General features: G+C 67.1%; 22 protein-coding genes. 11 read left to right on the top strand and 11 right to left on the bottom strand.

Translation table 11 applies throughout. The annotated features are described in order from the left end of the window. Positions 1-3: 3 nt before the first annotated feature. A complete protein-coding gene (clpS, locus tag A7G45_RS21225) occupies positions 4-303 on the bottom strand; it encodes an ATP-dependent Clp protease adapter ClpS (RefSeq protein WP_043394555.1) in 300 nt (99 codons plus the stop codon). A gap of 44 nt (positions 304-347) precedes the next feature. On the opposite strand from clpS, the gene A7G45_RS21220 reads away from it, so the two are divergent. Then, the gene (locus tag A7G45_RS21220) at positions 348-1,634 is read left to right on the top strand and encodes a nicotinate phosphoribosyltransferase (protein ID WP_260940134.1); all 1,287 of its coding nucleotides are present in this window, start codon (positions 348-350) and stop codon (positions 1,632-1,634) included. Then, positions 1,631-3,628: an ATP-dependent DNA helicase gene (locus tag A7G45_RS21215; RefSeq protein WP_043394559.1), complete on the top strand. Its 1,998-nt coding sequence runs from the start codon at positions 1,631-1,633 to the stop codon at positions 3,626-3,628. The genes A7G45_RS21220 and A7G45_RS21215 overlap by 4 nt, the downstream gene beginning before the upstream one ends. A gap of 162 nt (positions 3,629-3,790) precedes the next feature. Here A7G45_RS21215 and A7G45_RS21210 read toward each other — a convergent pair whose 3' ends face one another. Next, complete coding sequence (locus A7G45_RS21210; RefSeq protein WP_260940133.1) at positions 3,791-4,240, bottom strand: MarR family winged helix-turn-helix transcriptional regulator; 450 nt, start codon at positions 4,238-4,240, stop codon at positions 3,791-3,793. A 102-nt stretch (positions 4,241-4,342) separates the two neighbouring features. Between A7G45_RS21210 and A7G45_RS21205 the strand changes: the two genes are divergently transcribed. Further along, complete coding sequence (locus tag A7G45_RS21205) at positions 4,343-5,557, top strand: FAD-dependent oxidoreductase (RefSeq protein WP_260940132.1); 1,215 nt, start codon at positions 4,343-4,345, stop codon at positions 5,555-5,557. Here the strand turns inward: A7G45_RS21205 and A7G45_RS21200 are convergent. Together A7G45_RS21200 and glgP are read right to left on the bottom strand one after the other, a co-directional pair. After that, positions 5,554-6,399 (bottom strand): virginiamycin B lyase family protein, encoded by an 846-nt coding sequence (locus A7G45_RS21200; RefSeq protein ID WP_260940131.1) that lies wholly within the window; start codon positions 6,397-6,399, stop codon positions 5,554-5,556. The two genes, A7G45_RS21205 and A7G45_RS21200, sit on opposite strands and share 4 nt — an antisense overlap. Continuing rightward, a complete protein-coding gene (glgP, locus tag A7G45_RS21195) occupies positions 6,396-9,014 on the bottom strand; it encodes an alpha-glucan family phosphorylase (protein WP_260940130.1) in 2,619 nt (872 codons plus the stop codon). Before glgP ends, A7G45_RS21200 begins: the two co-directional genes overlap by 4 nt. A gap of 149 nt (positions 9,015-9,163) precedes the next feature. On the opposite strand from glgP, the gene A7G45_RS21190 reads away from it, so the two are divergent. After that, the gene (locus A7G45_RS21190; RefSeq protein WP_260940129.1) at positions 9,164-11,230 is read left to right on the top strand and encodes an alpha-1,4-glucan--maltose-1-phosphate maltosyltransferase; all 2,067 of its coding nucleotides are present in this window, start codon (positions 9,164-9,166) and stop codon (positions 11,228-11,230) included. Continuing rightward, positions 11,227-13,410 carry a 1,4-alpha-glucan branching protein GlgB gene (gene glgB, locus A7G45_RS21185; protein WP_260940128.1) on the top strand — a complete coding sequence of 728 codons (2,184 nt, stop codon included), beginning with the start codon at positions 11,227-11,229 and terminating at the stop codon, positions 13,408-13,410. Before A7G45_RS21190 ends, glgB begins: the two co-directional genes overlap by 4 nt. Positions 13,411-13,503: 93 nt before the next feature. Here glgB and A7G45_RS21180 read toward each other — a convergent pair whose 3' ends face one another. Next, entirely contained in the window at positions 13,504-14,091 is a 588-nt protein-coding gene (locus tag A7G45_RS21180; RefSeq protein ID WP_260940127.1) for a TetR/AcrR family transcriptional regulator, read from the bottom strand. 43 nt (positions 14,092-14,134) lie between these two features. Between A7G45_RS21180 and A7G45_RS21175 the strand changes: the two genes are divergently transcribed. Then, positions 14,135-14,968 carry an alpha/beta fold hydrolase gene (locus A7G45_RS21175; protein ID WP_260940126.1) on the top strand — a complete coding sequence of 278 codons (834 nt, stop codon included), beginning with the start codon at positions 14,135-14,137 and terminating at the stop codon, positions 14,966-14,968. A 51-nt stretch (positions 14,969-15,019) separates the two neighbouring features. Here A7G45_RS21175 and A7G45_RS21170 read toward each other — a convergent pair whose 3' ends face one another. The 3 genes from A7G45_RS21170 to A7G45_RS21160 form a co-directional block, all read right to left on the bottom strand. After that, positions 15,020-15,919 (bottom strand): tetratricopeptide repeat protein, encoded by a 900-nt coding sequence (locus A7G45_RS21170; RefSeq protein WP_260940125.1) that lies wholly within the window; start codon positions 15,917-15,919, stop codon positions 15,020-15,022. A 13-nt stretch (positions 15,920-15,932) separates the two neighbouring features. Then, complete coding sequence (locus tag A7G45_RS21165) at positions 15,933-16,292, bottom strand: DUF3817 domain-containing protein (protein WP_260940124.1); 360 nt, start codon at positions 16,290-16,292, stop codon at positions 15,933-15,935. Positions 16,293-16,423: 131 nt separating this feature from the next. Next, entirely contained in the window at positions 16,424-17,605 is a 1,182-nt protein-coding gene (locus A7G45_RS21160) for an acetyl-CoA C-acetyltransferase (RefSeq protein ID WP_260940123.1), read from the bottom strand. A gap of 83 nt (positions 17,606-17,688) precedes the next feature. Here A7G45_RS21160 and mce point away from each other — a divergent pair, with 83 nt between their 5' ends. Then, a complete protein-coding gene (gene mce / locus A7G45_RS21155; RefSeq protein WP_260940122.1) occupies positions 17,689-18,165 on the top strand; it encodes a methylmalonyl-CoA epimerase in 477 nt (158 codons plus the stop codon). Positions 18,166-18,172: 7 nt separating this feature from the next. Here mce and A7G45_RS21150 read toward each other — a convergent pair whose 3' ends face one another. Together A7G45_RS21150 and nucS are read right to left on the bottom strand one after the other, a co-directional pair. Continuing rightward, positions 18,173-18,463 (bottom strand): Rv1322 family protein, encoded by a 291-nt coding sequence (locus tag A7G45_RS21150; protein ID WP_377041973.1) that lies wholly within the window; start codon positions 18,461-18,463, stop codon positions 18,173-18,175. Then, complete coding sequence (gene nucS, locus A7G45_RS21145) at positions 18,460-19,128, bottom strand: endonuclease NucS (protein ID WP_043394692.1); 669 nt, start codon at positions 19,126-19,128, stop codon at positions 18,460-18,462. The genes A7G45_RS21150 and nucS overlap by 4 nt, the downstream gene beginning before the upstream one ends. Positions 19,129-19,192: 64 nt before the next feature. Between nucS and A7G45_RS21140 the strand changes: the two genes are divergently transcribed. Both A7G45_RS21140 and A7G45_RS21135 read left to right on the top strand, forming a co-directional pair. Then, on the top strand, positions 19,193-20,785 hold the full coding sequence (locus A7G45_RS21140; RefSeq protein ID WP_260940120.1) for an adenylate/guanylate cyclase domain-containing protein: 1,593 nt from the start codon (positions 19,193-19,195) through the stop codon (positions 20,783-20,785). Between the two features lie 43 nt (positions 20,786-20,828). Further along, positions 20,829-21,125, top strand: a complete 297-nt coding sequence (locus tag A7G45_RS21135) for a hypothetical protein (protein ID WP_260940119.1) — start codon at positions 20,829-20,831, stop codon at positions 21,123-21,125. 1 nt (position 21,126) lies between these two features. Here A7G45_RS21135 and A7G45_RS21130 read toward each other — a convergent pair whose 3' ends face one another. Beyond that, the gene (locus A7G45_RS21130; protein ID WP_276555503.1) at positions 21,127-23,226 is read right to left on the bottom strand and encodes a DUF1214 domain-containing protein; all 2,100 of its coding nucleotides are present in this window, start codon (positions 23,224-23,226) and stop codon (positions 21,127-21,129) included. A 166-nt stretch (positions 23,227-23,392) separates the two neighbouring features. Here A7G45_RS21130 and A7G45_RS21125 point away from each other — a divergent pair, with 166 nt between their 5' ends. Next, a complete protein-coding gene (locus A7G45_RS21125) occupies positions 23,393-24,904 on the top strand; it encodes a DNA-3-methyladenine glycosylase 2 family protein (protein WP_260940117.1) in 1,512 nt (503 codons plus the stop codon). Continuing rightward, on the top strand, positions 24,901-25,410 hold the full coding sequence (locus A7G45_RS21120; protein ID WP_260940116.1) for a methylated-DNA--[protein]-cysteine S-methyltransferase: 510 nt from the start codon (positions 24,901-24,903) through the stop codon (positions 25,408-25,410). The genes A7G45_RS21125 and A7G45_RS21120 overlap by 4 nt, the downstream gene beginning before the upstream one ends. Positions 25,411-25,556: the final 146 nt, after the last annotated feature.

Here is a 25,556-nt window from a genome sequence, read left to right as displayed (position 1 = left end):
CGGTCAGTGGTCCTGCTGCATGGTTGCCCACAGTCCGGCTGCGTGCAGTTTGGTGACGTCGACCTCCATCGACTCCCGGCTGCCCGCCGAGACGACGGCCCTGCCCTCGGTGTGCACCTGCATCATCAGCTCGGTGGCACGCACCTCGCTGTAGCCGAACAGCTTCTGGAAGACATAGGTCACGTAGGTCATCAGATTCACCGGGTCGTCCCAGACGATGGTCACCCACGGACTGTCGAGGCTCGCCGCCTCTTCGACGTCAGTCGCCGGGCTTGTCCGCGCGACCGGGGCACCCAGAACCATGAGCCCAGAATAGCCGGGTGGTTGCCAGTCGCAGAACCAGTACGGTGAGCTCTGTGACCGCAGCTCTGCTGACCGACAAATACGAGCTCACGATGCTCGCCGCCGCGCTGCGCGACGGCACCGCACACCGCCGCGCGTCGTTCGAGGTGTTTGCCAGGAGACTGCCGTTCGGGCGCCGGTACGGCGTGGTCGCCGGCACCGCGCGGTTCCTGTCCGCGCTCGCCGAGTTCCGGTTCGACGACGACGCGCTGGCCTCGCTGGACTTCCTGGATGCCGCGACGCTGCGCTGGCTGGCCGACTACGAGTTCCGCGGCGACATCGACGGCTACCCCGAGGGCGAGCTCTACTTCCCCGATTCGCCGGTGCTGTCGATCCACGGCACGTTCGCCGAGTGCGTGATCCTCGAGACGCTGGTGCTGTCGATCTTCAATCACGACACCGCGATCGCCTCGGCGGCCGCTCGCATGGTCAGCGCGGCGGTCGGCCGGCCGCTGATCGAGATGGGCTCGCGACGCACGCATGAGCAGGCGGCGGTCGCCTCCGCGCGCGCCGCGTACATCGCCGGGTTCACCGGCACCTCGAACCTGGAGGCGCAGCGGTCGTTCGGCGTCCCGGCGCTGGGGACGAGCGCGCACGCCTTCACCCTGGTGCACACCGCGGCGACCGGTCCCGACGAGGCGGCCGCGTTCCGGGCCCAGGTCGACGCGTTGGGCGTCGGCACCACTCTGCTGGTGGACACCTACGACATCACCCAGGGCGTGGCCAACGCCATCGCCGTCGCCGGGCCGCAGCTCGGCGCGGTGCGCATCGACTCCGGCGACCTCGGCGTGATGGCCCGCCAGGTCCGCGACCAACTCGACGGGTTGGGCGCGACCGGCACCCGCATCGTGGTGTCCGGCGACCTCGACGAGTACTCGATCTCCGGGCTGGCCGCCGCCCCCGTCGACGTCTACGGCGTCGGCACGTCGGTGGTCACCGGCTCCGGTGCGCCGACGGCGTCGATGGTCTACAAGCTGGTCGAGGTCGACGGCATGCCGGTGGCAAAACGCAGCAGCCACAAGGAATCTCACGGTGGACGCAAGGCCGCACTGCGGTTGGCGAAGGAGTCCGGAACCATCGTCGAAGAGGTGGTGCACCCGGCTGGTTCACCGCCAGTTGACGACGGACGCGTCTTGACGGTGCCGCTGGTGCGTTCGGGCTCCGTCGTGTGCGACTCGTCGCTGGCCGACGCCCGCGCGCGCGTCGCCGCCGGACTACGCAGCCTGCCCTGGGATGGGCTCAAACTCTCCCGCGGCGAGCCGGCCATCCCGACCCGACTGGTGGGCGCGTGAGCCGCAAAACCGATCCGACCGACGTTTCCGCCCTGCTGTCCATCGCGGTATCCGCTCTCGGCGGAGCCGAGCGCAGTGGGCAGATCGAGATGGCCGAAGCCGTCGGCCACGCCTTCGACAAGGGCGAGCACCTGGCGGTACAGGCCGGGACGGGCACCGGAAAGTCGTTGGCATACCTGGTGCCGTCGATCGCACACGCCGTGGCGTCGAATCAGCCGGTCGTGGTGTCGACGGCCACCATCGCCCTGCAACGCCAGCTGGTCGACCGCGACCTGCCCCGGCTGGCCGACGCCCTGGCCCCGCACCTGCCCCGCCGGCCCGAGTTCGCGTTGCTCAAGGGCCGCGGAAACTACCTGTGCCTGAACAAGGTTCACAGCGGAGCGCAGGCCGACGAAGATCTCCCGCAGGAGGAACTGTTCAACCCCGTCGCCGCCTCGGCCTTGGGCCGCGACGTCAAGCGGCTCATCGAATGGTCGTCCGACACCGAGAGCGGTGACCGCGACGAGGTGGTGCCGGGCGTGCTGGACCGGGCCTGGTCGCAGGTCAGCGTGGGCGCGCGCGAATGTATCGGCGCTACCCGATGCCCTTATGGCACAGACTGTTTCGCCGAGAAGGCCCGCGCCAAGGCCGGGGCGGTCGACGTCATCGTCACCAACCACGCGCTGCTGGCCATCGATGCCATCTCCGAGGTCAACGTCCTGCCCGAGCACCAACTGCTGGTGGTCGACGAAGCCCACGAGCTGGTGGACCGCGTGACCAGCGTGGCCACCGGCGAACTGTCGGCGACATCCATGGCCGTGACGCTTCGACGGGCGGCCCGGCTGGTGGAACCCGAACTGGCAGAACGCCTCGAGGCCTCCATCGCCACGCTGTCGTCGGCCATCCACGACATGGAAGCCGGACGCATCGACGTGCTCGACGACGAGCTGGCCACCTACCTGACGGTGGTCCGCGACTCGACGGACAAGGTCAAGATGGCGATCGATACCGCGCCGTCCGACCCGACCGCCGCCGCGGCGCGCAGCGAGGCCGTCACCTCGCTGACCGACCTGAGCGATACCGCGTCCCGCATCATCGATTCGTTCGTGCCCGCCATCCCCGATCGATATGACGTGGTGTGGCTGGATCGCGAAGAGTCCAGGGGCTCGGTGCGACACATCCTGCGGGTCGCCCCGCTGTCAGTGGCCGGGCTGCTGCGCGGGCGGCTCTTCGGTGAGGTGACGGCGGTGCTGACATCGGCGACGCTGACCATCGGCGGGCGCTTCGAGTCGATGGCTCGGGCGTGGGGCTTGTCGGTGCCCGAGGACAGCACTGCGACGCCACCGAAGTGGAAGGGCATGGACGTGGGATCGCCCTTCTCCCATGCCAAGTCGGGCATTCTGTACGTCGCCAAGCATCTACCGGCGCCCGGTCGTGACGCCGCCGCACCGGAACAACTCGACGAGATCTACGAGCTGATCACCGCGGCCGGCGGCCGCACCCTCGGACTGTTCTCGTCGATGCGGGCCGCCAAGGCCACCGCCGAGATCATGCGCGAGCGCCTGGACACCCCGGTGCTCTGCCAGGGCGAGGACTCGACGTCAACTTTGGTGCGGCGCTTCACCGAAGACGCCGAGACGTCACTGTTCGGCACGCTGTCGCTCTGGCAGGGCGTCGACGTGCCAGGACCGTCGCTGTCGTTGGTCATCATCGACCGAATCCCGTTCCCCCGCCCCGACGATCCACTGCTGACCGCCCGGCAGCGCGCCATCGCGGCCCGCGGCGGCAACGGCTTCATGGCCGTGGCCGCGTCCCACGCCGCGTTGTTGTTGGCGCAGGGCGCCGGGCGCCTCCTGCGCAGCGTCAATGATCGCGGGGTCATCGCGATCCTGGATTCCCGGATGGCGACGGCGCGCTACGGCGGCTTCCTGCAGTCGTCGCTGCCGCCGTACTGGTCGACCACCGATCCGGTTCGGGTGCGCAGCGCGCTGGAGCGGCTGGCCGCGTCGAGCTGACGGGCCCGCCGTCGACGCGGCTGCTGGAGCTCTCTCCCCACCACATCGCGCTGGGAGCTGTCAGCTGAGGCTGACATTGTCACCATGTGCTGACAATGTCATCGCATGGTGACGGGTCCGGGCCACACATGTCCTAGAGAGAGCCGACACGCCCGATGTCGATCACATCCCGCGCAACCGCGCGACATGTTCGCGCTGCAGTTCGGCTGCCCGCGTGAGGAATTCGGTGATCAGCTCCAGCTGTTTGGCGTTGTAGCGACTCAGCAAGGTGCGTTCCCCCTCGGCCACCAATGGACCGATGAGAGCGAAAGCACGCTCTCGCGCGGTAGCGGTGGCGTGGACCAGGAGCTTGCGCCGGTCACTGGGATGCGCTGAGCGCGTCACGTAGCCGACCTTCTCCAACCGGTCGAGCATCGTCGTGGCGCTGCCGGTGGTGAGGCCCAACTGGTCGGCCAGCTCCCGCGGCGTGACGCCGTCGGAGGCTTCCTGGAGCAGAATCTCCAGACACCGCGTATCCGTCGCATTGATGCCGAGCAGGCGCGCGACCTCGCGGTCGAAGTCGTCGACCGCGGCCTGGTAGCCCTGCACCGCCGCGCCCAGACGGCCAGACATCGGATTTTCGCTTGACAATCGAGCGATCCACCTTTCAGGATATTGCTTGACAATCAAGTTATCCGATCGTCGAGCCAGGTGGCGACAATCCGAGGAACACGCATGACCAAAGCGCTCATCATCGGCGCCGGCGTGGCCGGCCCCGTCCTGGCCATCGCGCTGCAACGCGTCGGTATCGATGCCCACATCTATGAGCGCTCCCCGTCCGGCGCCGATCTCCGCGGCGCGTGGTTGAACTTTCAGGCCAACGGCATGGATGCCCTGCGTGCCGTCGATGCCGCAGGGCCGCTCGAGAACCTGGGCTACCCGAACGACACCATCAGCTTCATCACCGGCAGCGGCAAGAGGCTGGGTCGTATCCCGATGGCCGCACACCGCCCGGATGGCCAGCTGTCGATCATGATGCGCCGAGCCGACCTCTACCGCGAGCTGAACGCCCTGGCCACAGCACGTGGTGCCCGGTACAGCCACGGCAAGGAATTCGTCTCCGCAACAACAACTTCCGACGGCCGCGTCCGCGCCCAGTTTGCCGACGGCAGTGCCGCATCCGGTGATCTGCTGATCGGCTGCGATGGTGTGCATTCCGCGGTACGCCGCGTGATCGATCCGGCGGCACGGGCTCCGCGCTACGTGCCGGTGCTCAATGTCGGTGGCTACATCCCGAACTTCACCGTCGATGTGCCGCCCCAGGAATTCCGGATGCAGTTCGGCACCCGCTGCTTCTTCGCCTGGTTCCCCACCCCGGACGGTGGCACCGTCTGGTTCGCCAATCCGCCGATGGCCCGCGAACCCGAACGCGGCGCGCTGTCTGGCATGACCGATGCCGAGTGGCGAAACTGGCTGCACCAGTTGATGTCCGGCGACGTCGGACCGGCTCACGAGATCATCGACGCCGCGCCCGGTCCGATGGTCGGGTGGGCCACCTACGACCTGCCGGTGGTGAAACGGTGGCACAACCACCGCAACCAGATCATCATCGGCGACGCCGCCCATGCCACCGCACCGTCAGCGGGCCAGGGCGCGTCGATGTCCGTCGAAGACGCCGTGATTCTCGCGCAGTGCCTGCGCGATTGCCGCGACATCCCAACGGCTTTCACGATATTCGAATCATTGCGCCGGCACCGGGTGGAGAAGATCGTCCGGCACGGCCACCGGTCGGCCAACAGCAAGGCGGCGGGCCCGGTCGGACGGTTCCTCCGTGACCTGATCCTGCCGGTGGTATTCCGGCAGGGCGCGAAAGATGGTGGCCGCTCGATGATGTGGCTACAGGGTCACCACATCGACTTCGACAGCAGCGTCCAGCCGGTACCCGCCTAGACCGGCAGCCGCACCACGAACCCCGACTCCAACGCCACCCACAGCGCGCCATCACGGTCCACGGCCAACCCGTGCGGCTCGCTGCCCGGCGGCAGATCGAACGTCGAGACCTCGCCATCGGCAGTGACCCGTGCGATTCCGTCCGCACCCCACAGGCTCACCCACACGCCGTCGGCCTCATCGGCGACCACCGCATGCGGCTTGCCCGGCAGATCGAGTTCCTGGATGGCGTCGTTGAGCGGGATGCGGCCCAGCTTGTCGGCGCCGATTGCGGTGAACCACACCGCATCATCGTGAGTGGCGCAGATGCCGACCGGCCTCGCCGACGGTGTCGGTGTCGGCCGGATCGACAGATCACCGGCGACCGTCAGTCGCCCGATCGCGGACTTCTGATTCAGCGTGAACCACAGCGCACCGTCACCGCCGGCAGCAATCATCGACGGCATCCCGCGGGGCACGGCAACCACCTCGACCGCGCCGTCGGCCCCGACCCGGCCCACCGTTCCGGCGTCCATGGCGGTGAACCACACTGCGTCGTCGGGTCCCACAGCGATGCCGAACGGTGCACTGCCCGAATCCAATTCGACGAACGTCAGTGCACCGTCACCGGCGATCCGGCCCAGCTGGTCTGTGCCGGAGCAGGTGAACCACATGGCCCCGTCGGGTCCCGCGCAGATCTGCATCGGGCGGCTGTCGGCACCGACCTCGAACAGCCGCACCTCACCGCGCGCGTCGATCCGAGCCACCGAACCCGCCGACACCAATGTCACCCACATCGCGCCGTCCGGACCAGCCGCCAGCGCGTACGGTCCGCCATCGACCGCAACAGTCAGAGCACTCACGCCAGCGTGACCAGCCCGAGCTCGTTGTCAGCGGCCAGTAATGCGTTGTGCGGCAACACTCGCACGGTGTACCCGACCGGGCCCGCCACCGGCAGCGGTGTGGTCGCTGAGAACACCTCGACGCCGCCGTCACCGGAACTGGTGTGCGCCATCGGCACCGTCACCGGGTCCACCAACTGGTCGCCGGCATCGACCCGACCCAGCACCGCTTGCACCACAACCTCATCGGTGCGCAGCCCGGCCAGCTGCACGGTGGCCGTCAGCGACAATTCCGAACCCAGCAGCGGTGTGTCAGGCAGCCCGTAGCTGTCCACGTCGGTGATCTGAATCTTCGGCCAGGCCTCCGTCACCCGCTGCCGATAGGCCGCCAGCGAGCGGGCCGCGCCGTACGGCACGCCGTCGACCGGCTCCACCGTGCGCCGGAACGACTGTGCCGCAGGCGCGTAGTACTTCTCGGTGTAGTCGCGCACCATCCGCGATGCCAGCACCTTGGGCCCCAGAGACTGCAGCGTGTGCCGCACCATCTCCACCCAGCGCATCGGCACGCCGTTCTCGTTGCGCTCGTAGAACTTGGGTGCCACCGAGTTCTGCATCAGGTCGTACAACGCCGCTGCTTCGAGGTCGTCGCGGCGCGTCTCGTCGGTGACGCCGTCGGCAGTCGGGATTTCCCAACCGTTTTCGCCGTCGTACCACTCATCCCACCAGCCGTCGCGGATCGAGAGGTTCAGCCCACCGTTGAGCGCGCTCTTCATGCCCGACGTGCCACATGCCTCCAGTGGACGCAGCGGGTTGTTGAGCCACACATCGCAGCCCCAGTACAGCAGCCGCGCCATCGACATGTCGTAGTCCGGCAGGAAGGCGATCCGGTGCCGCACCTCGGGCCGGTCGGCGAACTTCACCACCTGCTGGATCAGCGCCTTGCCGCCCTCGTCGGCCGGATGCGACTTGCCCGCGACGATCAACTGCAGCGGCCGCGACTCGTCCAGCAACAGCCGCTCCAGCCGCTCCGGGTCACGCAGCATCAACGTCAGCCGCTTGTAGGTGGGCACCCGGCGGGCGAAGCCGATGGTCAACACCGAGGGATCGAAAGCGTTTGCAATCCAGCCGAGTTCGGCCTCGGTGGCACCGCGCTCCAGCCACGAGCGGCGCAGCCGGGCCCGCACGTCGGCGACGAGCATCTCGCGCAGCTGCGACCGAATCCACCACAGGTGGCCGGGATCGACGTCGTGCAACCGCTGCCACAACTGCGGCTCCCCTGCCGCCTGGTCGACCGCCGCCATTCCTTCCACGCCGACCAGCTCGCGGCCCAACTCCAGCCATTGCGGCGCTGCCCAGGTCGGCGCATGCACCCCGTTGGTGATCGACCCGATCGGCACCTCCGACTGGTCGAAGCCCGGCCACAGCTCGTTGAACATGCCGCGGCTGACCCGGCCGTGCAGCAGCGACACCCCGTTGGCCCGCTGCGCGAGCCGTAAACCCATGTGCGCCATGTTGAATTTCTCTGGGTCGTCCTCCGCGCCGAACGCGACCACCCGATACAGCGGCACCTCAGGCAGCAGCGGCGAGGCGACGGTGTCATCGAAGTACCGGCGCACCATCTGCACCGGGAACCGGTCGATACCGGCCGGCACCGGGGTGTGGGTGGTGAAGACCGTCGACGACCGCACCACCGTCCACGCGGTCTCGAAATCCAGCCCGGACCCGCTGATGTACTCCCGAATACGTTCCACGCCAAGGAAACCCGCGTGGCCTTCGTTCATGTGGTAGACCTCGGGCGCGTCGATGCCCTCGATCTCGGTGAACGCCCGGATCGCGCGGATGCCGCCGATGCCGGCGAGCAGCTCCTGCTTGATCCGGTGTTCCTGGTCGCCGCCGTAGAGCCGGTCGGTCACCGAGCGCAGCTCATGATCGTTCTCGGGGATGTCAGAATCGAGCAGCAGCAACGGAACTCGTCCGACCTGCGCCACCCATACCCGAGCCCGCAGCACCTGCGATTCCGGCAGGTTCAGCGACACCAGCGCCGGCTGGCCGTCGGCCCAAGTCAGCAGCCGCAGCGGCAGCCCCTGCGGATCGAACGACGGATAGTTCTCGTTCTGCCAGCCGTCGGCCGTCAGCGACTGCTTGAAATAGCCGGACCGGTAGTACAGCCCCACCGCGATCAGCGGCAGCCCGAGGTCCGACGCCGACTTGAGGTGATCGCCCGCGAGGATGCCCAGACCGCCCGAGTAGTTCGGCAGGACCTCCGCGACGCCGAACTCCATGGAGAAGTACGCGATGCCCTTCGGCATCGCGGGACCGCCGTCCAGCGCATTGTCGGCCTGCTCCTGGTACCACAGCGGCCGGCTCAAATAGCTGTCCAGATCGGTGGCCCGGTGGTTCACCCGGCCGACGAAGTCGTCATCGGCCGCCAGCTCATCGAGACGCGCCGGGCTGACCGCCCCGAGCAACGCCACAGGGTCGGCGCCGACCTGTTCCCACAGCGCCGGATCGATCTCCGCGAACAGCTCCTGGGTCGGCGTGTGCCAGGACCAGCGCAGGTTGATGGACAGCCGCTCCAGAGCGGCGAGGCGTTCGGGCAGGTGGGCACGGACGGTGAACCGGCGGAGGGCTTTCACACGAGCCAACCTTACTGACATTTCTTGCGTATGCAGGGTCAGTTCGGTGACAGCACAGATGCCCATCCAACTGGTCACTGCCCATCGGGTGTCATGGGCTACTACGGTGGGTATGCGTAGTCCCGCAGTCCCGGGTAAGGAGTGATTTGGTGGCCGGTCGGATCGAGATCGACGACGTCGCACCAGTGGTGTCCGCAGGTCGATATCCCGCCAAGGCCGTGGTCGGCGAAGTGGTTCCGGTCAGCGCCACCGTGTGGCGCGAAGGCCACGATGCCGTCGCCGCAACGCTGGTGGTGCGATACCACGGCCCGGTCTACCCACAGCTCGCTGACACCCCGCCGGGCGCGACGCCGGCGCCGGCCCCGTCGCGGGCCAAGGTCAAGCCGACCCGCATGCCGATGGCGCCGGGCTATACGCCCGACGTGTTCCACGGTCAGTTCACGCCCGATGCGGTCGGGCTGTGGACGTTCCGCGTCGACGGCTGGGGCGACCCCATCGCGACGTGGCGCCACGCCATCACCGCCAAGCTCGACGCCGGCCAGAGCGAGGCGGAGCTGTCCAATGACCTGCTGATCGGTGCGGGGCTGCTGGAGCGCGCCGCCACGGCCGTCCCGCAGGACGACCGCGCCCCGCTGCTCGCCGCCGCGCGCCGGCTCCGGGAGGAGGGCGACCCGTTCATCCGCGCCGGAGCAGCCCTCGCACCCGACGTCACCGACCTGCTGCGTAAGTACCCATTGCGTGAATTGGTCACTCGCGGAGAGCAATACGGCATCTGGGTCGACCGCCCGCGGGCCCGGTTCAGCGCCTGGTACGAGCTCTTCCCCCGCTCCACCGGCGGCTGGGATGCCGATGGTCAGCCGGTGCACGGCACGTTCGCCACGACCGCCAAGGCCATTCCGCGGGTTGCCGCAATGGGATTCGACGTGTTGTACCTGCCGCCGGTGCACCCGATCGGCAAAGTGCACCGCAAGGGCCCGAACAACAACGTGACCGCGGCGCCCGGCGACGTCGGCTCTCCCTGGGCCATCGGCAGCGACGAAGGCGGCCACGACGCGGTGCACCCGGCTCTGGGCACCATCGCCGAGTTCGACGACATGGTCGCCGCTGCCCGCGACAACGGCTTGGAGGTGGCGCTCGACCTGGCGCTGCAATGCGCGCCGGATCACCCGTGGGCCAAGGACCACCCCGAGTGGTTCACCGTGCTGCCCGACGGCACCATCGCGTACGCGGAGAATCCGCCGAAGAAGTACCAGGACATCTACCCGCTGAACTTCGACAACGATCCGGCCGGCCTGTACGACGAAGTGCTGCGCGTGGTCAAGTTTTGGATGTCGCACGGCGTCAAGATCTTCCGCGTCGACAATCCGCACACCAAGCCGGCGAACTTCTGGGCCTGGCTCATCGCCCAGGCCAAGAACATCGACCCCGACGTGCTGTTCCTATCCGAGGCGTTCACCCGCCCGGCCCGCCTCTACGGGCTCGCGAAACTCGGCTTCACGCAGTCGTATACGTACTTCACCTGGCGCAACTTCAAGTGGGAGATCACCGAATTCGGCCAGCAGATCGCCGAGTATGCCGACTTCTACCGGCCCAACCTGTTCGTCAACACCCCCGACATCCTGCATGCCGGCCTGCAGCATTGCGGCCCAGGCATGTTCGCGATCCGGGCGGTGCTGGCCGCCACCCTGAGCTCGTCCTGGGGCGTCTACTCCGGCTACGAACTGTTCGAGCACCTGGCACTTCGCGAGGGCAGCGAGGAGTACCTGGACTCCGAGAAATACCAGTTGCGGCCACGCGAATTCGAGGCCGCTCTGGCCGGCGGCCGGTCTCTCGAGCCGCTGCTGACCCGGCTCAACGAGATCCGGCGGGTGCACCCCGCGCTCAGCCAATTGCGGACCATCAAGTTCCATCACGTCGACAACGACTCGATGTTGGCGTACAGCAAGTTCGACCCCGTCACCGGCGACACCGTCCTTGTGGTGTTGACGCTCAACGCATTCGGCCCCGAGCAGGCCACGCTGTGGCTGGACATGGGCGCCCTCGGCATGGACGAGCACGACCGGTTCTGGGTACGCGACGAGATCACCGGTGAGGAATACCAATGGGGCGCATCGAATTACGTGCGACTGGACCCGGGCAAAGCGGTAGCCCACGTACTGAACATGCCGCAAATCCCGTACGACAAACGGCTGAACCTCCTGCGGAGGCAACCGTGACGAGCCATCTCCGGCCACCCGTCGCCGAGCTGGCCCGGCTGCTGGCCGGCGAGCACCACGACCCGCATTCGATTCTGGGTGCACATGAGTACGGCAAGAACACCGTCATCCGGGCGCTGCGACCGCACGCCACCGGGATCACGGCGCTGATCGGCAAGAAGCGCTATGCGATGAAGGCCATCGAGGGCGGCCTGTTCGCGGTCGAGGTGCCGTTCACCAAGCTGGCCGACTACCGCTTCGAAGTCGAATACCCTGGCGACGTCGTGCATTCCACCGCCGACCCCTACCGCTTCCTGCCGACGCTCGGCGACATGGACCTGCACCTGCTTGCCGAGGGCCGCCACGAACGGCTGTGGGAAATCCTTGGCGCACAACCGCGTTCGTTCACCACACCCGACGGCGTGGTCGAGGGATTCTCGTTCGCGGTGTGGGCGCCGAACGCCAAGGGCGTCAACCTGATCGGCGACTTCAACCACTGGGACGGCAGCGAGGCCCCGATGCGGGCACTGGGCTCGTCCGGGGTATGGGAGCTGTTCTGGCCCGGATTCGAGGCCGACAGTCTCTACAAGTTCCGGATCCACGGCGGCAACGGCACCAACGGCGCCGTCACCGATCGCGCCGACCCGATGGCCTTCAGCACTGAGGTACCGCCGCTGACCGCGTCGAAAACCTTTGTCAGTTCCTATGCCTGGGACGACGACGCCTGGATGTCCGCCCGCGCGACGTTCAACCCGATCGTCGAGCCCATGAGCACCTACGAGGTGCATCTGATGTCCTGGCGACCAGGGTTGAGTTACCGGGAGCTGGCCGTCGAGCTCACCGAATATGTGGTGGCGCAGGGCTTCACGCACGTCGAGCTGTTGCCGGTGGCCGAGCACCCGTACGGCGGCTCCTGGGGTTACCAGGTGACGTCGTACTACGCGCCGACGTCACGGCTCGGCACACCCGACGACTTCCGGCACCTGGTCGACACGCTGCACCAGGCCGGCATCGGCGTGATCGTGGACTGGGTGCCCGCGCACTTCCCCAAGGATGCGTGGGCGCTGGGCCGCTTCGACGGCACTCCACTGTACGAACACGCCGACCCCCGCCGCGGCGAGCAACTCGACTGGGGCACCTACGTTTTCGACTTCGGCCGGAACGAGGTCCGCAACTTCCTGGTGGCCAACGCGTTGTACTGGCTCGAAGAGTTCCACATCGACGGCCTGCGCGTCGATGCCGTCGCCTCCATGCTGTACCTCGACTACTCCCGCCCCGAAGGCGGTTGGACCCCCAACATCTACGGCGGCCGCGAGAACCTCGAGGCGGTGCAGTTTCTGCAGGAGATGAACGCCACCGTCCACAAGCTGGTGCCCGGCATCGTCACCGTCGCCGAGGAATCCACCTCATGGCCCGGCGTCACCCGGCCGACAAACCTTGGCGGCCTTGGCTTCTCGATGAAGTGGAACATGGGGTGGATGAACGACACCCTGGACTACATCAGCCACGATCCGGTGCATCGCAGCTATCACCACCACGAGATGACGTTCTCGATGCTGTACGCCTACAGCGAGCATTACGTGCTGCCGATCAGCCACGACGAAGTCGTGCACGGCAAGGGCACGCTGTGGACCCGGATGCCCGGCGACGACCACGCCAAAGCGGCGGGCCTGCGTCAGCTGCTCGCCTATCAGTGGGCACACCCGGGCAAGCAATTGCTGTTCATGGGACAGGAATTCGGTCAGCGCGCCGAGTGGTCCGAGGAACGCGGGCTCGACTGGTTCCAGCTCGGCGAGCACAGCTTCTCCACCGGTGTGCAGCAGCTGGTCCGCGACATCAACGGCATCTACCGCGAGAACCGCGCGCTATGGTCCCGCGACAGCAGCCCCGAGGGCTACTCGTGGATCGACGCCAACGACTCCAACAACAACGTGCTGAGCTTCCTGCGGTTCGGCGACGACGGGTCGTCCATCGCCTGCATCTTCAACTTCTCCGGCAGCGAGCATGCGCAGTACCGACTGGGCCTGCCGCACGCCGGGACCTGGCACGAGCTGCTGAACACCGACGCCACGGTCTACAACGGTGCAGGCGCGGGCAACATGGGCGCGGTCGAGGCCACCGACGAGCCCTGGCACGGCCGTCCCGCCTCCGCCGTCCTGGTGCTCCCGCCGATGTCGGCCCTCTGGCTCAAGCCCGCCTAGCGTTCTTCCGCGAGCAGACGTAAAACTGTCGATTTCAAGACGAAATCGACAGTTTTGTTGGGGGCACCTCCCTCTGGGGGACTGCTCGCGAAGTCAGGTGCGCAGGCCGTCGAGGAGACGACGCAGCGCGGCACCGATGTCGCGGCGTGTCCGGACGGGATCCGGCGCCCCCGCGATTGCCGCGACGGCTTGATTGCTGAGTCCCATCAGCAGCACTGCCAACGGTGAAATCGGCTGCGGCGCAAGCACACCCTGCTCCAGCAGGGTGACGAGGCCGGCTTCGATATTGGCCAGGGTGTACCGCGCGTTGCGCTCCTGCCATTTCTGCCAGCCGAGTACGGCGGGCGCATCGACCACGCGGATGCGCTGCAGCGGCGCGTCAACCGCCGTGTCCAGCGCTGCATCCCAGCCGGCAAGGAACACCGACCAAGCGCCCTTCCCCTGTTCGGCCGCCGCTGCGGCGGCCGCCCGAACCCGGGCACTCACGACCTGGTCGGCGCGGTCGAAGACCTCCTCGAACAGCGCTTCCTTGTCCGCGAAATGGTGATAGAGCGAGCCGCGGGTCACGCCGCTGCGGCGGACGATCTCCTCGGTACCGGTCTGGTGATAGCCCTGCTCACCGAACAACTCGGTGGCGACTGCGATGAGCCGCTCCCGCGAATCCCCCTTGACCGCGACCATACAAGTTGTATGGTATCAGCATACAGACTGTATGGAGGTCGCCATGACGACACTCGACACGCACGTCCCCACCTGCCTCGGCGATCTGCACGTGCGTCGCACCGGAACCGGACCTGCCGCCGTCTTGTGGCACAGCCTCTGGGTCGACTCGCGCAGTTGGGGTTCGCTCGTCGACGGGCTGGCCGTCCAGCGCCAGGTGGTGACGATCGACGGACCGGGATACGGCGCCAGCAGCCCGATACACCGAGACTTCACTCTCGCTGAATGCGCCTGTGCCGCAGGCGAAGTGCTCGATGCGCTCGACCTCGATGCGGCCGACTGGATCGGCAACGCCTGGGGCGGCCACGTCGGCATCACGCTGGCGGCAACACAGCCGCACCGGCTGCGCAGCCTGACCACCATCGCGGCACCGGTCACGCCCGTCAGCCGACGCCAGCGCTGGACCCAGACGTACCCGCTGGCCGCGGCCTACCGGCTGTTCGGCCCCAATCCCCTGCTGACCAACGTGCTGTTCGACGTCCTCCTCGGTGGCGCCGAGGCCACATACCCCGACCAAGCCGCCGAACTCAAAGCCGCATTCCGGGCAATGGACCGCGAATCAGTAAGACGCACAATCCGATTCATGCACCGCTGGCACGCGCTGACCGACCGTCTCACGGCCGTCACCGTCCCGACGCTGCTGATGACCGGCGATCTCGGCGATCAGGATTGGTCCCCCGCGGCCGCCCAGGCCGCCGCCGACACCATGCCCGACGCCCACGTCGTGCCCCTCACCGGAGCCGGACACGTCGGCCCACTACTTGTCGATACCGCCGCCATCACCGAAGCAGTCACGAACTTCTGGGCTTCGGTCACCGCTTCCCGCGAGCAGACATAAAACTGTCGATTTCAAGCCAAAATCGACAGTTTTATGTCTGCTCGCGGGAGATCAGTAGAGCGCGTTGGCGAGGTTGCGCCGGCCGGCGATGACCTCGGGGTCGGCGGGGTCGAACAGCTCGAACAACTCGATGAGTCGGGTGCGCACGCGGGTCCGGTCGTCGCCCGCGGTTTTCTTGACGAGCGCGATCAGCCGGTTGAAGGCACCGTCGACGTCGCGCTGGAACAGCTGTACGTCGGCGGCGGCGAAGGCCAGGTCGATGTCGTCGGGCGAGGCGTCGGCGAGACGCACGGCTTCCGGACGCTGCGCCGACGCGCGCTGCAGAAACGCGATCTGCCGGACGGCACCCTTGGCTTCGACGTGCGCCGAGTCGGCGTCGAGGATCGTCTGGTAGGCCGCCAAGGCGCCGTCGAAGTCACCGCTGTCGAGGAGCTCTCGGGCCTGCGCGAGCGCGGGGTCGACCTGCTCCTCTTCGCCCTCGGCACCATCGCCCAGCTTGCCGGCGGTCGCCTGCAACAGCGAGTCCACCCAGCGCCGCAGCTGGTCAGCGGGCTGGCCGCCCTCGAAGCTGGTGATCGGCTGCCCACCGGCCAGGGCGACGACGGTCGGGACGCCCTGAATACCGAACATCTGCGCAATGCGCGGTGCGGTGTCGACGTTCACCGTGCCGAACGACCATGTGCCACCGTCCTCGGCAGCCAGCGCGGACAGCGTCTGCCCCAGCTGAACGCTCGAGTCGCTGCGCGGCGACCACAGCAGCACGACGACGGGCACCTCACCGGAGCGGATCAGCACCTCGGCTTCGAGATTGGCCTCGGTGATTTCGATGCCGCCGGGAGCACCACCGGGTTCGCTACCAGCTGCGGCAGCGCCTTCGGCGGGACGGTTCTTGAGCGCGGACAGGTCGACCGCACCGGACAGCGCGGGACCAAAAGGACGCGGACGAGTCACGCTGTCCAGTCTGTCACGCGACGGCCGATGCCTCCGGCTCGGCCTCGGTGGCAGCGGCCCCGACGGCCAGGGCCCCGTTGCGCTCGGCCCAGCGCAGGAAGATCACGCTGGCCAGCGGCACGATGCTGGCTACCGCCGCCGACACCCAGGTCAGCAGCGACCAGCGCGCGGCCCAGCCGACGATCAGTCCGGTGGCCAGGAACGCCAGAAACACGATTCCGTGGACCATGCCGAAGATCTGCACGCCGATCTCGGTGCGGGGCGTACCGAGGTACTTGAAGTACATGCCGGTCAGCAGCCCGACCCAGCTGACGGCCTCCGCCAGAGCGATCAAACGAAACCAGCCCGCCACCCGGGGCACAACAGCGTTCATGGCGCCATTGTGCCCGAGTGACGGGCTGACTACTACGAGGCGTAGTTCACACCTCTTCGCCGCCGAGATGACGGTTGATGACGAAAATCGGCAGAAATCCGTCAGCAAGCGTCATCTCGGTGCCGCGAAAACTACGGACGACGCAGGATCAGGGCGTCGCCCTGACCACCGGCGCCGCACAGTGCCGCGACGGCGTAACCCGAACCCTTGCGGGCCAGTTCCAGCGCCGCATGCAGGGTGATCCGGGCACCGGACATGCCGATCGGGTGGCCGATGGCGATGGCGCCACCGTTGACGTTCACCTTGGCTCCGTCGACGCCGAGTTCCTTGGTCGAGGCCAGCGACACCGCCGCGAAGGCCTCGTTGATCTCGATGACGTCCAGCTGATCGACGGTGATGCCCTCGCGCTCGACGGCCTTCTTGATGGCGTTGGCGGGCTGGCTCTGCAGCGTCGAATCCGGGCCGGCGACGACGCCGTGCGCGCCGATCTCGCACAGCCAGGTCAGACCCAGCGACTCGGCCTTGGCCTTGCTCATCACCACGACGGCACACGCGCCGTCGGAGATCTGCGACGACGAACCGGCGGTGATGGTGCCGTCCTTGCGGAAGGCCGGCTTCAGGCCGCCCAGCGACTCGGCGGTTGTGGTGCCGCGGATGCCCTCGTCCTCGGCGAACTCGATCGGGTCGCCCTTGCGCTGCGGGATCGACACCGGCACGACCTCGTCGGCGTACACGCCGTCCTTCCAGGCAGCCGCGGCCTTCTGGTGCGACTGCGCGGCGAACTCGTCCTGCTCGGCGCGGGTGAAGTTGTCCTGATCGTTGCGCTGCTCGGTCAGGGCACCCATCGGCTGGTCGGTGAAAACGTCGTGCAGACCGTCGTAGGCGAGGTGGTCGAGTGCGGTCACGTTGCCGTACTTGTAGCCCTCACGGCTCTTGGGCAGCAGGTGCGGGGCCTGGCTCATGGACTCCTGGCCACCGGCCACCACGACCTCGAACTCACCGGCGCGAATCAGCTGGTCAGCGAGCGCGATGGCGTCGATACCGGACAGGCACATCTTGTTGATGGTCAGCGCGGGCACGTCCCAGCCAATACCGCCGCCAACGGCCGACTGACGCGCCGGCATCTGGCCGGCACCGGCGGTCAGGACCTGGCCCATGATCACGTAATCGACCAGCGAGGCGTCGACGCCGGCCTTTGCCAGCGCGCCCTTGATCGCGACGGCACCCAGGTCGCTACCCGAGAAATCCTTCAGCGAACCCATCAGCTTGCCCACCGGAGTGCGGGCTCCGGCAACAATTACCGAGGTCGTCATTTCCATCCTCCAACAAATCTGTAACGGCTAATGTGGCCGATCACACAGGCGCAAATTCGGTCGTCTCAGGTTACCTTTACGTTATGACCACCGAACACGTCGATGCCCGTCCCGCGCTGGCCAGCGCCCTGGTGACCGCCATCGATCATGTCGGCATCGCCGTGCCGGATCTGGACGTCGCCATTCGCTGGTACCACGATCATCTCGGCATGATCGTCCTGCACGAAGAGGTCAACGAGGACCAGGGCGTCCGCGAGGCCATGCTGTCGGTCCGTGGCGCAGCGGTCGGCAGCGCTCAGATTCAGCTGCTGGCGCCGCTCGACGAGAAGTCGACCATCGCCAAGTTCATCAGCACCCGCGGCCCCGGCCTGCAGCAGCTGGCCTACCGGACCAGCGACATCGAGGCCCTGTCCGAGCGCCTGCGCGCCGACGGCGTCCGCCTGCTGTACGAAGCCCCGCGCCGTGGCACCGCCAACTCGCGCATCAACTTCATCCACCCGAAGGATGCCGGCGGCGTGCTGATCGAGCTGGTCGAGCCCGCCAAAGACTCCGCGCACTGAGCCTGAACTAGGACCACCTTCGGGTCGGTCCTCTGTTCCCCCGATTCGTCCAGCACGGCGTGTGCCAATGCCGGCGGTCTTCGGCATCGTCGACCCGTAGCACCACCACATGCGCTGTGCCCGGACGAATCTCGTGATCGCACCCCGGGCACCGGTAGGTCTTGACGGCGCGCGAACCGGCCACCGGCCGCACCTCATAGTCGTATCCGTCAGGTCCGGTCTCCACCCGGCGCGACGACAGCCCGAGCAGCGGCGGCGGGTCGCGCCGAGGCCGCTCCGGACGTCGCCGAGGCATCAGAACAACCGGAACTCGTCGTTGTCCATGCCGCGCATCTTGTCGTAGTCCAAAGTCACGCAACGGATTCCACGGTCGGTAGCGAGCGTGCGCGCCTGCGGCTTGATCTGCTGGGCAGCGAACACCCCGGCCACCGGCGCCAGCACGCTGTCGCGGTTCAGCAGGTCCAGGTACCGCGTCAGCTGCTCGACGCCATCGATCTCGCCGCGCCGCTTGATCTCCACTGCGACCGACGCACCGGTCTCATCCCGGCACAACAGGTCCACCGGACCGATCGGCGTCGGGTACTCCCGGCGCACCAACGTGTAGCCGACCCCGAGCAGCTCCACGTGCTCGGCGAGGAGCTCCTGCAGGTGGGCCTCCACACCGTCCTTCACCAGGCCCGGATCGACCCCGAGTTCGTGGCTGGAGTCGTGCTCGATGTCCTCGACGGTGATCCGCAGCTGCTCGCCGGCCTTGTTCTCGACGACCCAGACGAGACCCTCTTCAGCCTCCTCGGTGATCCAGCACGGCGGCGTCATCCAGTTCAGCGGCTTGTAGGCGCGGTCGTCGGCGTGCACGCTCACCGACCCGTCCGCCTTGAACAACAGCAGGCGACGGGCCGACGGCAGATGTGCGGTCAGACGTCCGACGTAGTCAACAGTGCACTGGGCGATCACGAGACGCACCCGACCCACCTTAGGGGCAGCGAATCCTCGTTCGGACTCGCCCCACGAACTAGGCTGACGACCAATGACTGCGGACCAAGCCGGGACGACGCGCCTGGTACGGATACGGGAAGCCATAAACCCGCGTACCACCACGCCCGAATATGGATCGTGGATTCTGGGGCGCGTCTCCGAGTCCCAGCGCCGACGCCGGATCCGCATCCAACTGATCCTGACCACATTCGTGATCGTCGCCAACATGATCGGTGTCGGCGTCTCCATTCTCATCGAGACCGTACTGTTCCCGACTCCAAACGTCTTCAGGGCCGACGTTTGGTGGATCACCACGATCGTGGCGCCCGCATACATCTTGGTGGCCTTCCTGATCGGCGTGGTGTGGGCGACCAACAGGGTGATTCAAAGCGTGCGCTGGGCCATCGAAGGACGCACCCCGACAATCGAGGACCAGCGCAACACCTTCCGGGCGCCGGGCCAGCTCACGCTCGTGCTGCTCTGCCTGTGGGGCGCCGGCGCCGCATTGCTGACCACGCTCTACGCCCTGCACGACACTCAGTTCATTCCCAAACTGCTGCTGGGCGTCACCTTCCCCGGCATCGTCGTCTCCACCAGTTGCAACCTGTACACCGAGTTCGCGCTCCGCCCGGTCGCCGCCGACGCGCTCCAGGCCGGACGACCGCCCTCACGGCTGGCACCCGGAATCATGGGCCGAACCATGGTGGTGTGGGCGTTCGGCTCCGGCGTGCCGATGCTCGGCGTGCTGTTGGCCGCGGTGTTCGCGCTTACCCAATCCACCCTCACCCCAACCCAGTTCGCGTTCGCAGTACTGGTCCTGGCGGTGTTCGCGTTGGTGTTCGGCGCGTTGTTGATGTGGATCGTGTCGTGGCTGACTGCCAGCCCGATTCGCATTGTGCGACAAGCGCTCAGCCGGGTTGAGCAAGGCGACCTGACCACGGATCTGGTCGTCTTCGACGGCACCGAACTGGGCCAGCTGCAACGCGGATTCAACTCGATGGTGCACGGGCTGCGCGAACGCGAACGAGTGCGCGACCTGTTCGGCCGGCATGTGGGGCGCGAAGTCGCGGCGCTTGCCGAGCAGGAGAAGCCACAACTCGGCGGCGAAGAACGGCACGCGGCCGTGATCTTCGTCGACGTCATCGGCTCGACCCAACTGGTGACCAGCCGCCCGGCCGTCGAGGTCGTCGCCCTGCTGAACCGCTTCTTCGCCGTCATCGTCGACGAGGTGGACCGGCACCACGGGTTCGTCAACAAATTCGAAGGCGACGCGGTGCTGGCGGTCTTCGGGGCGCCGGTGTCGTTGCAGTGCACCGAGGGTGACGCCCTGGCAGCCGCCCGGGCCATCGCCTCGCGGCTGCGTGACGAGGTGCCCGAGCTGAAGGCCGGACTCGGCGTCGCCGCCGGCACCGTGGTGGCCGGCAACGTCGGGGCCAAGGAACGGTTCGAGTACACCGTGATCGGCGAGCCCGTCAATGCGGCGGCGCGACTGTGCGAACTCGCCAAGTCCGTGCCGGGGCATCTGGCCGCCGCCGCGGCCATGCTCGACGCCGTCAGTGAATCGGAAAGAGCGAACTGGGCTTTGGGCGACACCGTCACCCTGCGCGGACTGTCCGAACCGACGCAACTGGCCATCCTGGCCTGAAATTCACATCTGCTTCACACAGATCCGGAGGATCATGGTGATCATGAAGCGACACACCGTCATGGCTGCTGCCGCCGGCGCACTCGCCGTGTCGCTGGCGCTCGCTCCGCTCGCCGCGGCCGACCCCACCCTCGACACCGACGGTTCGGCAGCCGACGTCATCAACAACCTCCAGGCCGAGGGCTACCTCGTGCAGATCAACTGGACCAACGGTTTCGACGTCAAGCCACTCAGCGTCTGCTGGGTCACCGGCGTGAACAACCCCGGCAACTTCAAACCGGGCGGGCCGGTCGCGGCGACGGTGTATGTCGACGTCCAATGCCCGAACCACGAATGGTGAGTCACACCTGCGGGTAGGGCGCGAACCTCTTGTCGAATCCGGCCTTGCGTGCGTCGAGGGCCGCTTGCCGTTGTGCCGCAGTGACATACGTCGTCCCGGCCGGCAGGACGGTGCCGAGGTCGCTGAGCGCCACCACCTGTGAGCTCACCTTCGGCAGATCGGTGCCGGCCGTGTCGATGTCCTGGAAACGGATCGAGATCGTGCCCTGGTTCAGGCCGCCGGTGGACACCCAGTTGGCCACACCAGGATCGGTCGGCGACACCACGATGGTGTAGCTGCCGTCCGGGTTGACCTGCGACTGCGCGATGTTCAGGCTCGTCTGCTGATCCCAGTAGTTCTTGGTGATGGTCCAGTCGTTGGTCACCGGCACGACGAAATAGCCGGCATCGCCGGGCTTGATCGTCAGCACCAGCGCCTCGTTGTCAGCCAGCTGGAAGTACCCCGCGCTCTGCAACTGGGTCGACAAGAACGTGGCATTGCTCTCGGGATCCGTGAAGACGTTGGCCGCCTTCGTCTTTCCCGACGAATCCTTGGTCGCCACATCCATGTACTGCGGTTCCATCCGCAGCCCGAGCGCGAGGATCACCGACGCTTCCAGGCCCTGCAGGAACCGCGGCATCACCGGCAGCGGCGGGACGAGCGAGACCAGGTTTGTCAGGAACGGGTTGCCGGACACGGCCGGTCCCAGCCCGGGGATGTCGAAGCCACCGATCTGCGCGAACAAGCTGTCCCGTGGGCCACTGACCCGCTGGATGGACAAGCTCATGGGTTCCTGAGCGTTCCAGTCCGACAACGTGTTCCGAGCCACGATCAACGTGGTGTCGGTCGGGATCTGCAGATGGTTGGTCTGTCCTGCTTCGGCCGGACGGGAACTCACCGTCACGGTGAAGGTGCCGTCCGGGTTGATCTGCATGTCCTTGGCATTGAGCACCGCGGCGGTCTTGCCACCGAGGCCCGTCAACACACTGAACGTGGTCTCCGCCGGGCGCTCCCCCGGCCCGAACTTCCCGCTGATGACGTACGTCGACGTCGAGTTGACCGCCATCATCCGGTAGATGGTGTCCGGGTTGTCGTACAGGATGCGGGTACCGGTGATCGACTGGCCGAACCAATTATGCGGCGGCATAACCATTTCCAGCACCGTCGGTCGCATCGGGTTGAGCAGCTGGTACTCCATGGCGGCCTGTTGGGCGTATTCGTCGACCGCCTGGCCCAGCTGGTCCAGGTTCTCCTGGTCGGGCCCACCGACCTGGGAGTACTGCTGCTTGGCATTCATCTGGAACGCAAACTTCAGGATCGCCTTCATGAACTGCATCGGCAGCGTGTTCACGATGGCGTTGGCTTTCCTCTCGGCAGCCAGCTGCTGTGCCGTGCCGAGCACAGTGGGCGTGCTCTGTAGTGACGTCGGCGCGGCCGCCAATGTCGTTGTCGCCGAGGAGGATGCAGTCTCGCGACGGGTGGCGCCCAGCAGGGCGGACAACGCGGCGTTCTGCAGCGGTGCCACCGGATTCCCGGACGCATTCGCCGTCCCGTTCAGCCCCACGGCCGCGAGCGCGTGCGACACCGCCGCGGTAGCCGCAGCGACCGGCGCTCCGATTGCAGCGACCGGCGCGACGGCATGCACCCGCGGCACGGAGCGCGTGGGCGCGTCCTCCTTCGCCGCCACGGTTGCCTGCACTGGCGGGGGCTTCTTGGCCGCGGTCACAGTCGGCGTGTTGGCGGCCTTCTTCGCGGTGGTCTTGGCGTCAGGCCCGGATGCCTTGTCGGTGTCGGTGGCATCCTTCGCGGCCGACGGCTTCGCGACATCCGTCTGCCCCGACGGCCGCTTCGACGACTTCTTCGCCGAATTCAGGACGCCCGAACGCTTGTCCCCTTTGTCGGGCTTCGGCTTGCTCGCGTCGGCCTTGTCGCCGTCACCCTTGGCGTGGCTCTCGCCCTTGGCATGGCTGTCCGACGAGGACCCGCCGGCGTCACTCGGGGCCGCAAACGCCACGCCTGGGCTACTTGCCACGGCCACGCCGATTCCCAGGGCGACTGCCAACGCACCAACCCGGCCGACGAATCTGGCTGCGCCAGTTGGCAACTGCTCACGACTGTTCATTGGCATGTACTTCCCCTCGACCCCGACTAGAACGCGTTCCAGTTATAACAAAGCCCAACACACAAGTCAGTAGAAAACGAGACAAATGATTAAAATTGTCTCGCGAGCCACGTTGATGTCGGTTTTCCGCTAGTACTCTGCCGGGGCGCATGCCATTGTCGAAGGCATGTACGACGACTTCGACCGCTGCTATCGGGCAGTCCAATCCAAGGACGCCCGATTCGACGGTTGGTTCGTCACGGCCGTCCTCACCACGGGCATCTACTGCCGTCCCAGTTGCCCGGTCCGGCCGCCATTCGCGCGCAATGTCCGCTTCTACCCAACTGCCGCGGCAGCGCAGCGGGCCGGCTTCCGGGCCTGCAAGCGCTGCCGACCCGACGCGTCGCCCGGGTCGCCGGAGTGGAACATCCGCACCGATGTGGTCGCCCGCGCGATGCGCCTGATCGCGGACGGCACCGTCGACCGCGAGGGCGTCACAGGGCTGGCCGCCAGGCTCGGCTACACCACCCGACAGCTCGAGCGGCTGCTGCAGGCCGAGGTCGGCGCAAACCCCTTGGCACTCGCCCGTGCCCAACGGAGCCAGACCGCCCGCGTCCTCATCGAGACCACCAAACTGCCCTTCGGCGACGTCGCGTTCGCTGCCGGCTTCTCCAGCATCCGGCAGTTCAACGACACCATCCGCGAAGTGTGCGCACTGACGCCGACCGAACTCCGTCAACGAGCTCAAACCCGGTTCGAACCCAACGAAAACCCCGGCACGGGAACTCTTTCCGTCCGGCTACCCGTTCGGACGCCCTTCGCCTACGAAGGGGTGTTCGGCCATCTTGCGGCCGGCGCGGTACCCGGCGTAGAAGAAGTCCGCGACGGTGCTTTCCGCCGCACCCTCCGGCTCCCCAACGGCACCGGCATCGTCGGACTGTCGCCGAGCGTCGACCACGTCCAGTGCACGCTGATCCTCGACGACTTCCGCGACCTGGCCACCGCCATCGCCCGATGCCGGCGACTCCTCGACCTCGACGCCGACCCCGAGGCCGTCATCGACGTCCTCAACACCGACCGGAACCTTGCACCCATCGTCGCCAAGGCACCTGGGCAGCGCATCCCCCGCACGGTCGACGAGAACGAATTGGCACTGCGGGTGGTGATCGGCCAGCAGGTGTCGATGAAGGCGGCGGCGACGCATACCCGCCGGCTGGCGGTCGCCTACGGCTCGACCATCAACGACCCGGAGGGAGACTTGACCCATGTCTTCCCCTCCGTCTCGCAGCTGGCCGAGATCGATCCGAGCCACCTCGCCTTTCCGGAGTCCCGCCGACGGACCGTTGTCGCGCTGATCGGCGCCCTCGCCGCCGGCACCCTTGAGCTCGACGCCGGATCGGACTGGTTGCAGGCCCGTACCCAGTTGGCCGAACTGCCCGGGGTCGGGCCGTGGACAGCTGAGGTCATCGCGATGCGGGCGCTCGGTGATCCTGACGCCTTTCCTGCCAGCGATCTCGGGGTCCAGGCTGCGGCCAAACAAGCTGGGCTGCCGGATAATCCACGCAAATTGATCGAGCACAGTGCGCATTGGCGCCCCTGGCGCGCCTACGCCACGCAACACCTATGGACCTCCCTGGATCATGCGGTCAACCAATGGCCGCCGCTGACGACGCCATCACCCCGACAGGAGCAGGCATGACCGCCACCTTGCAGACCCGGACCATGCAGAGCCCGGTCGGCACCATCACCCTCGCCGGCCGCGACGGCCGGATACGCCATCTGCGGATGCACGATCAGACCTACGAACCCAGCCACGACGGTTGGGAGCCCGACGAGACCGCATTTCCGGAGGCCGTCGACCAACTCACGGCGTACTTCGCCGGTGACCTCCAGGAATTCGACTTGGAGCTCGACCTCATCGGCACCGAGTTCCAGCGCCGCGTCTGGGGTGCGCTGTTGACCATCCCGTACGGCGAAACGCGTTCCTACGGTGAAATCGCCGTGCAGGTCGGATCGCCAGGAGCGTCACGGGCCGTCGGATTGGCGAACGGGCACAATCCGGTCGGCATCATCGTGCCCTGCCATCGCGTGATCGGGGCGAATGGCAGCCTGACGGGATATGGCGGCGGATTGGATCGCAAGAAGCTGCTGCTCGATCTGGAGAAGAGCCGGTCTGGCACCGAGGAGCCGACGCTATTCGATTAATGGAACGACGTCGGCCGGCGCGGTGGAATTCCGCGGCGCCGAAATAGAGGCCGAAATAGAAATGCGTCAAAACGCAAAAATGCCTCGACCCCCGATTTTCATCGGGGGTCGAGGTCAATTTGTGTTCGGCGGTGTCCTACTTTTCC

It is taken from the genome of Mycolicibacterium llatzerense (assembly GCF_025331195.1).
Taxonomy (GTDB): Bacteria; Actinomycetota; Actinomycetes; order Mycobacteriales; family Mycobacteriaceae; genus Mycobacterium; species Mycobacterium llatzerense.
Note: the sequence above shows the minus strand (reverse complement) of the source record. Positions and strands in the feature narration are given on the sequence as shown.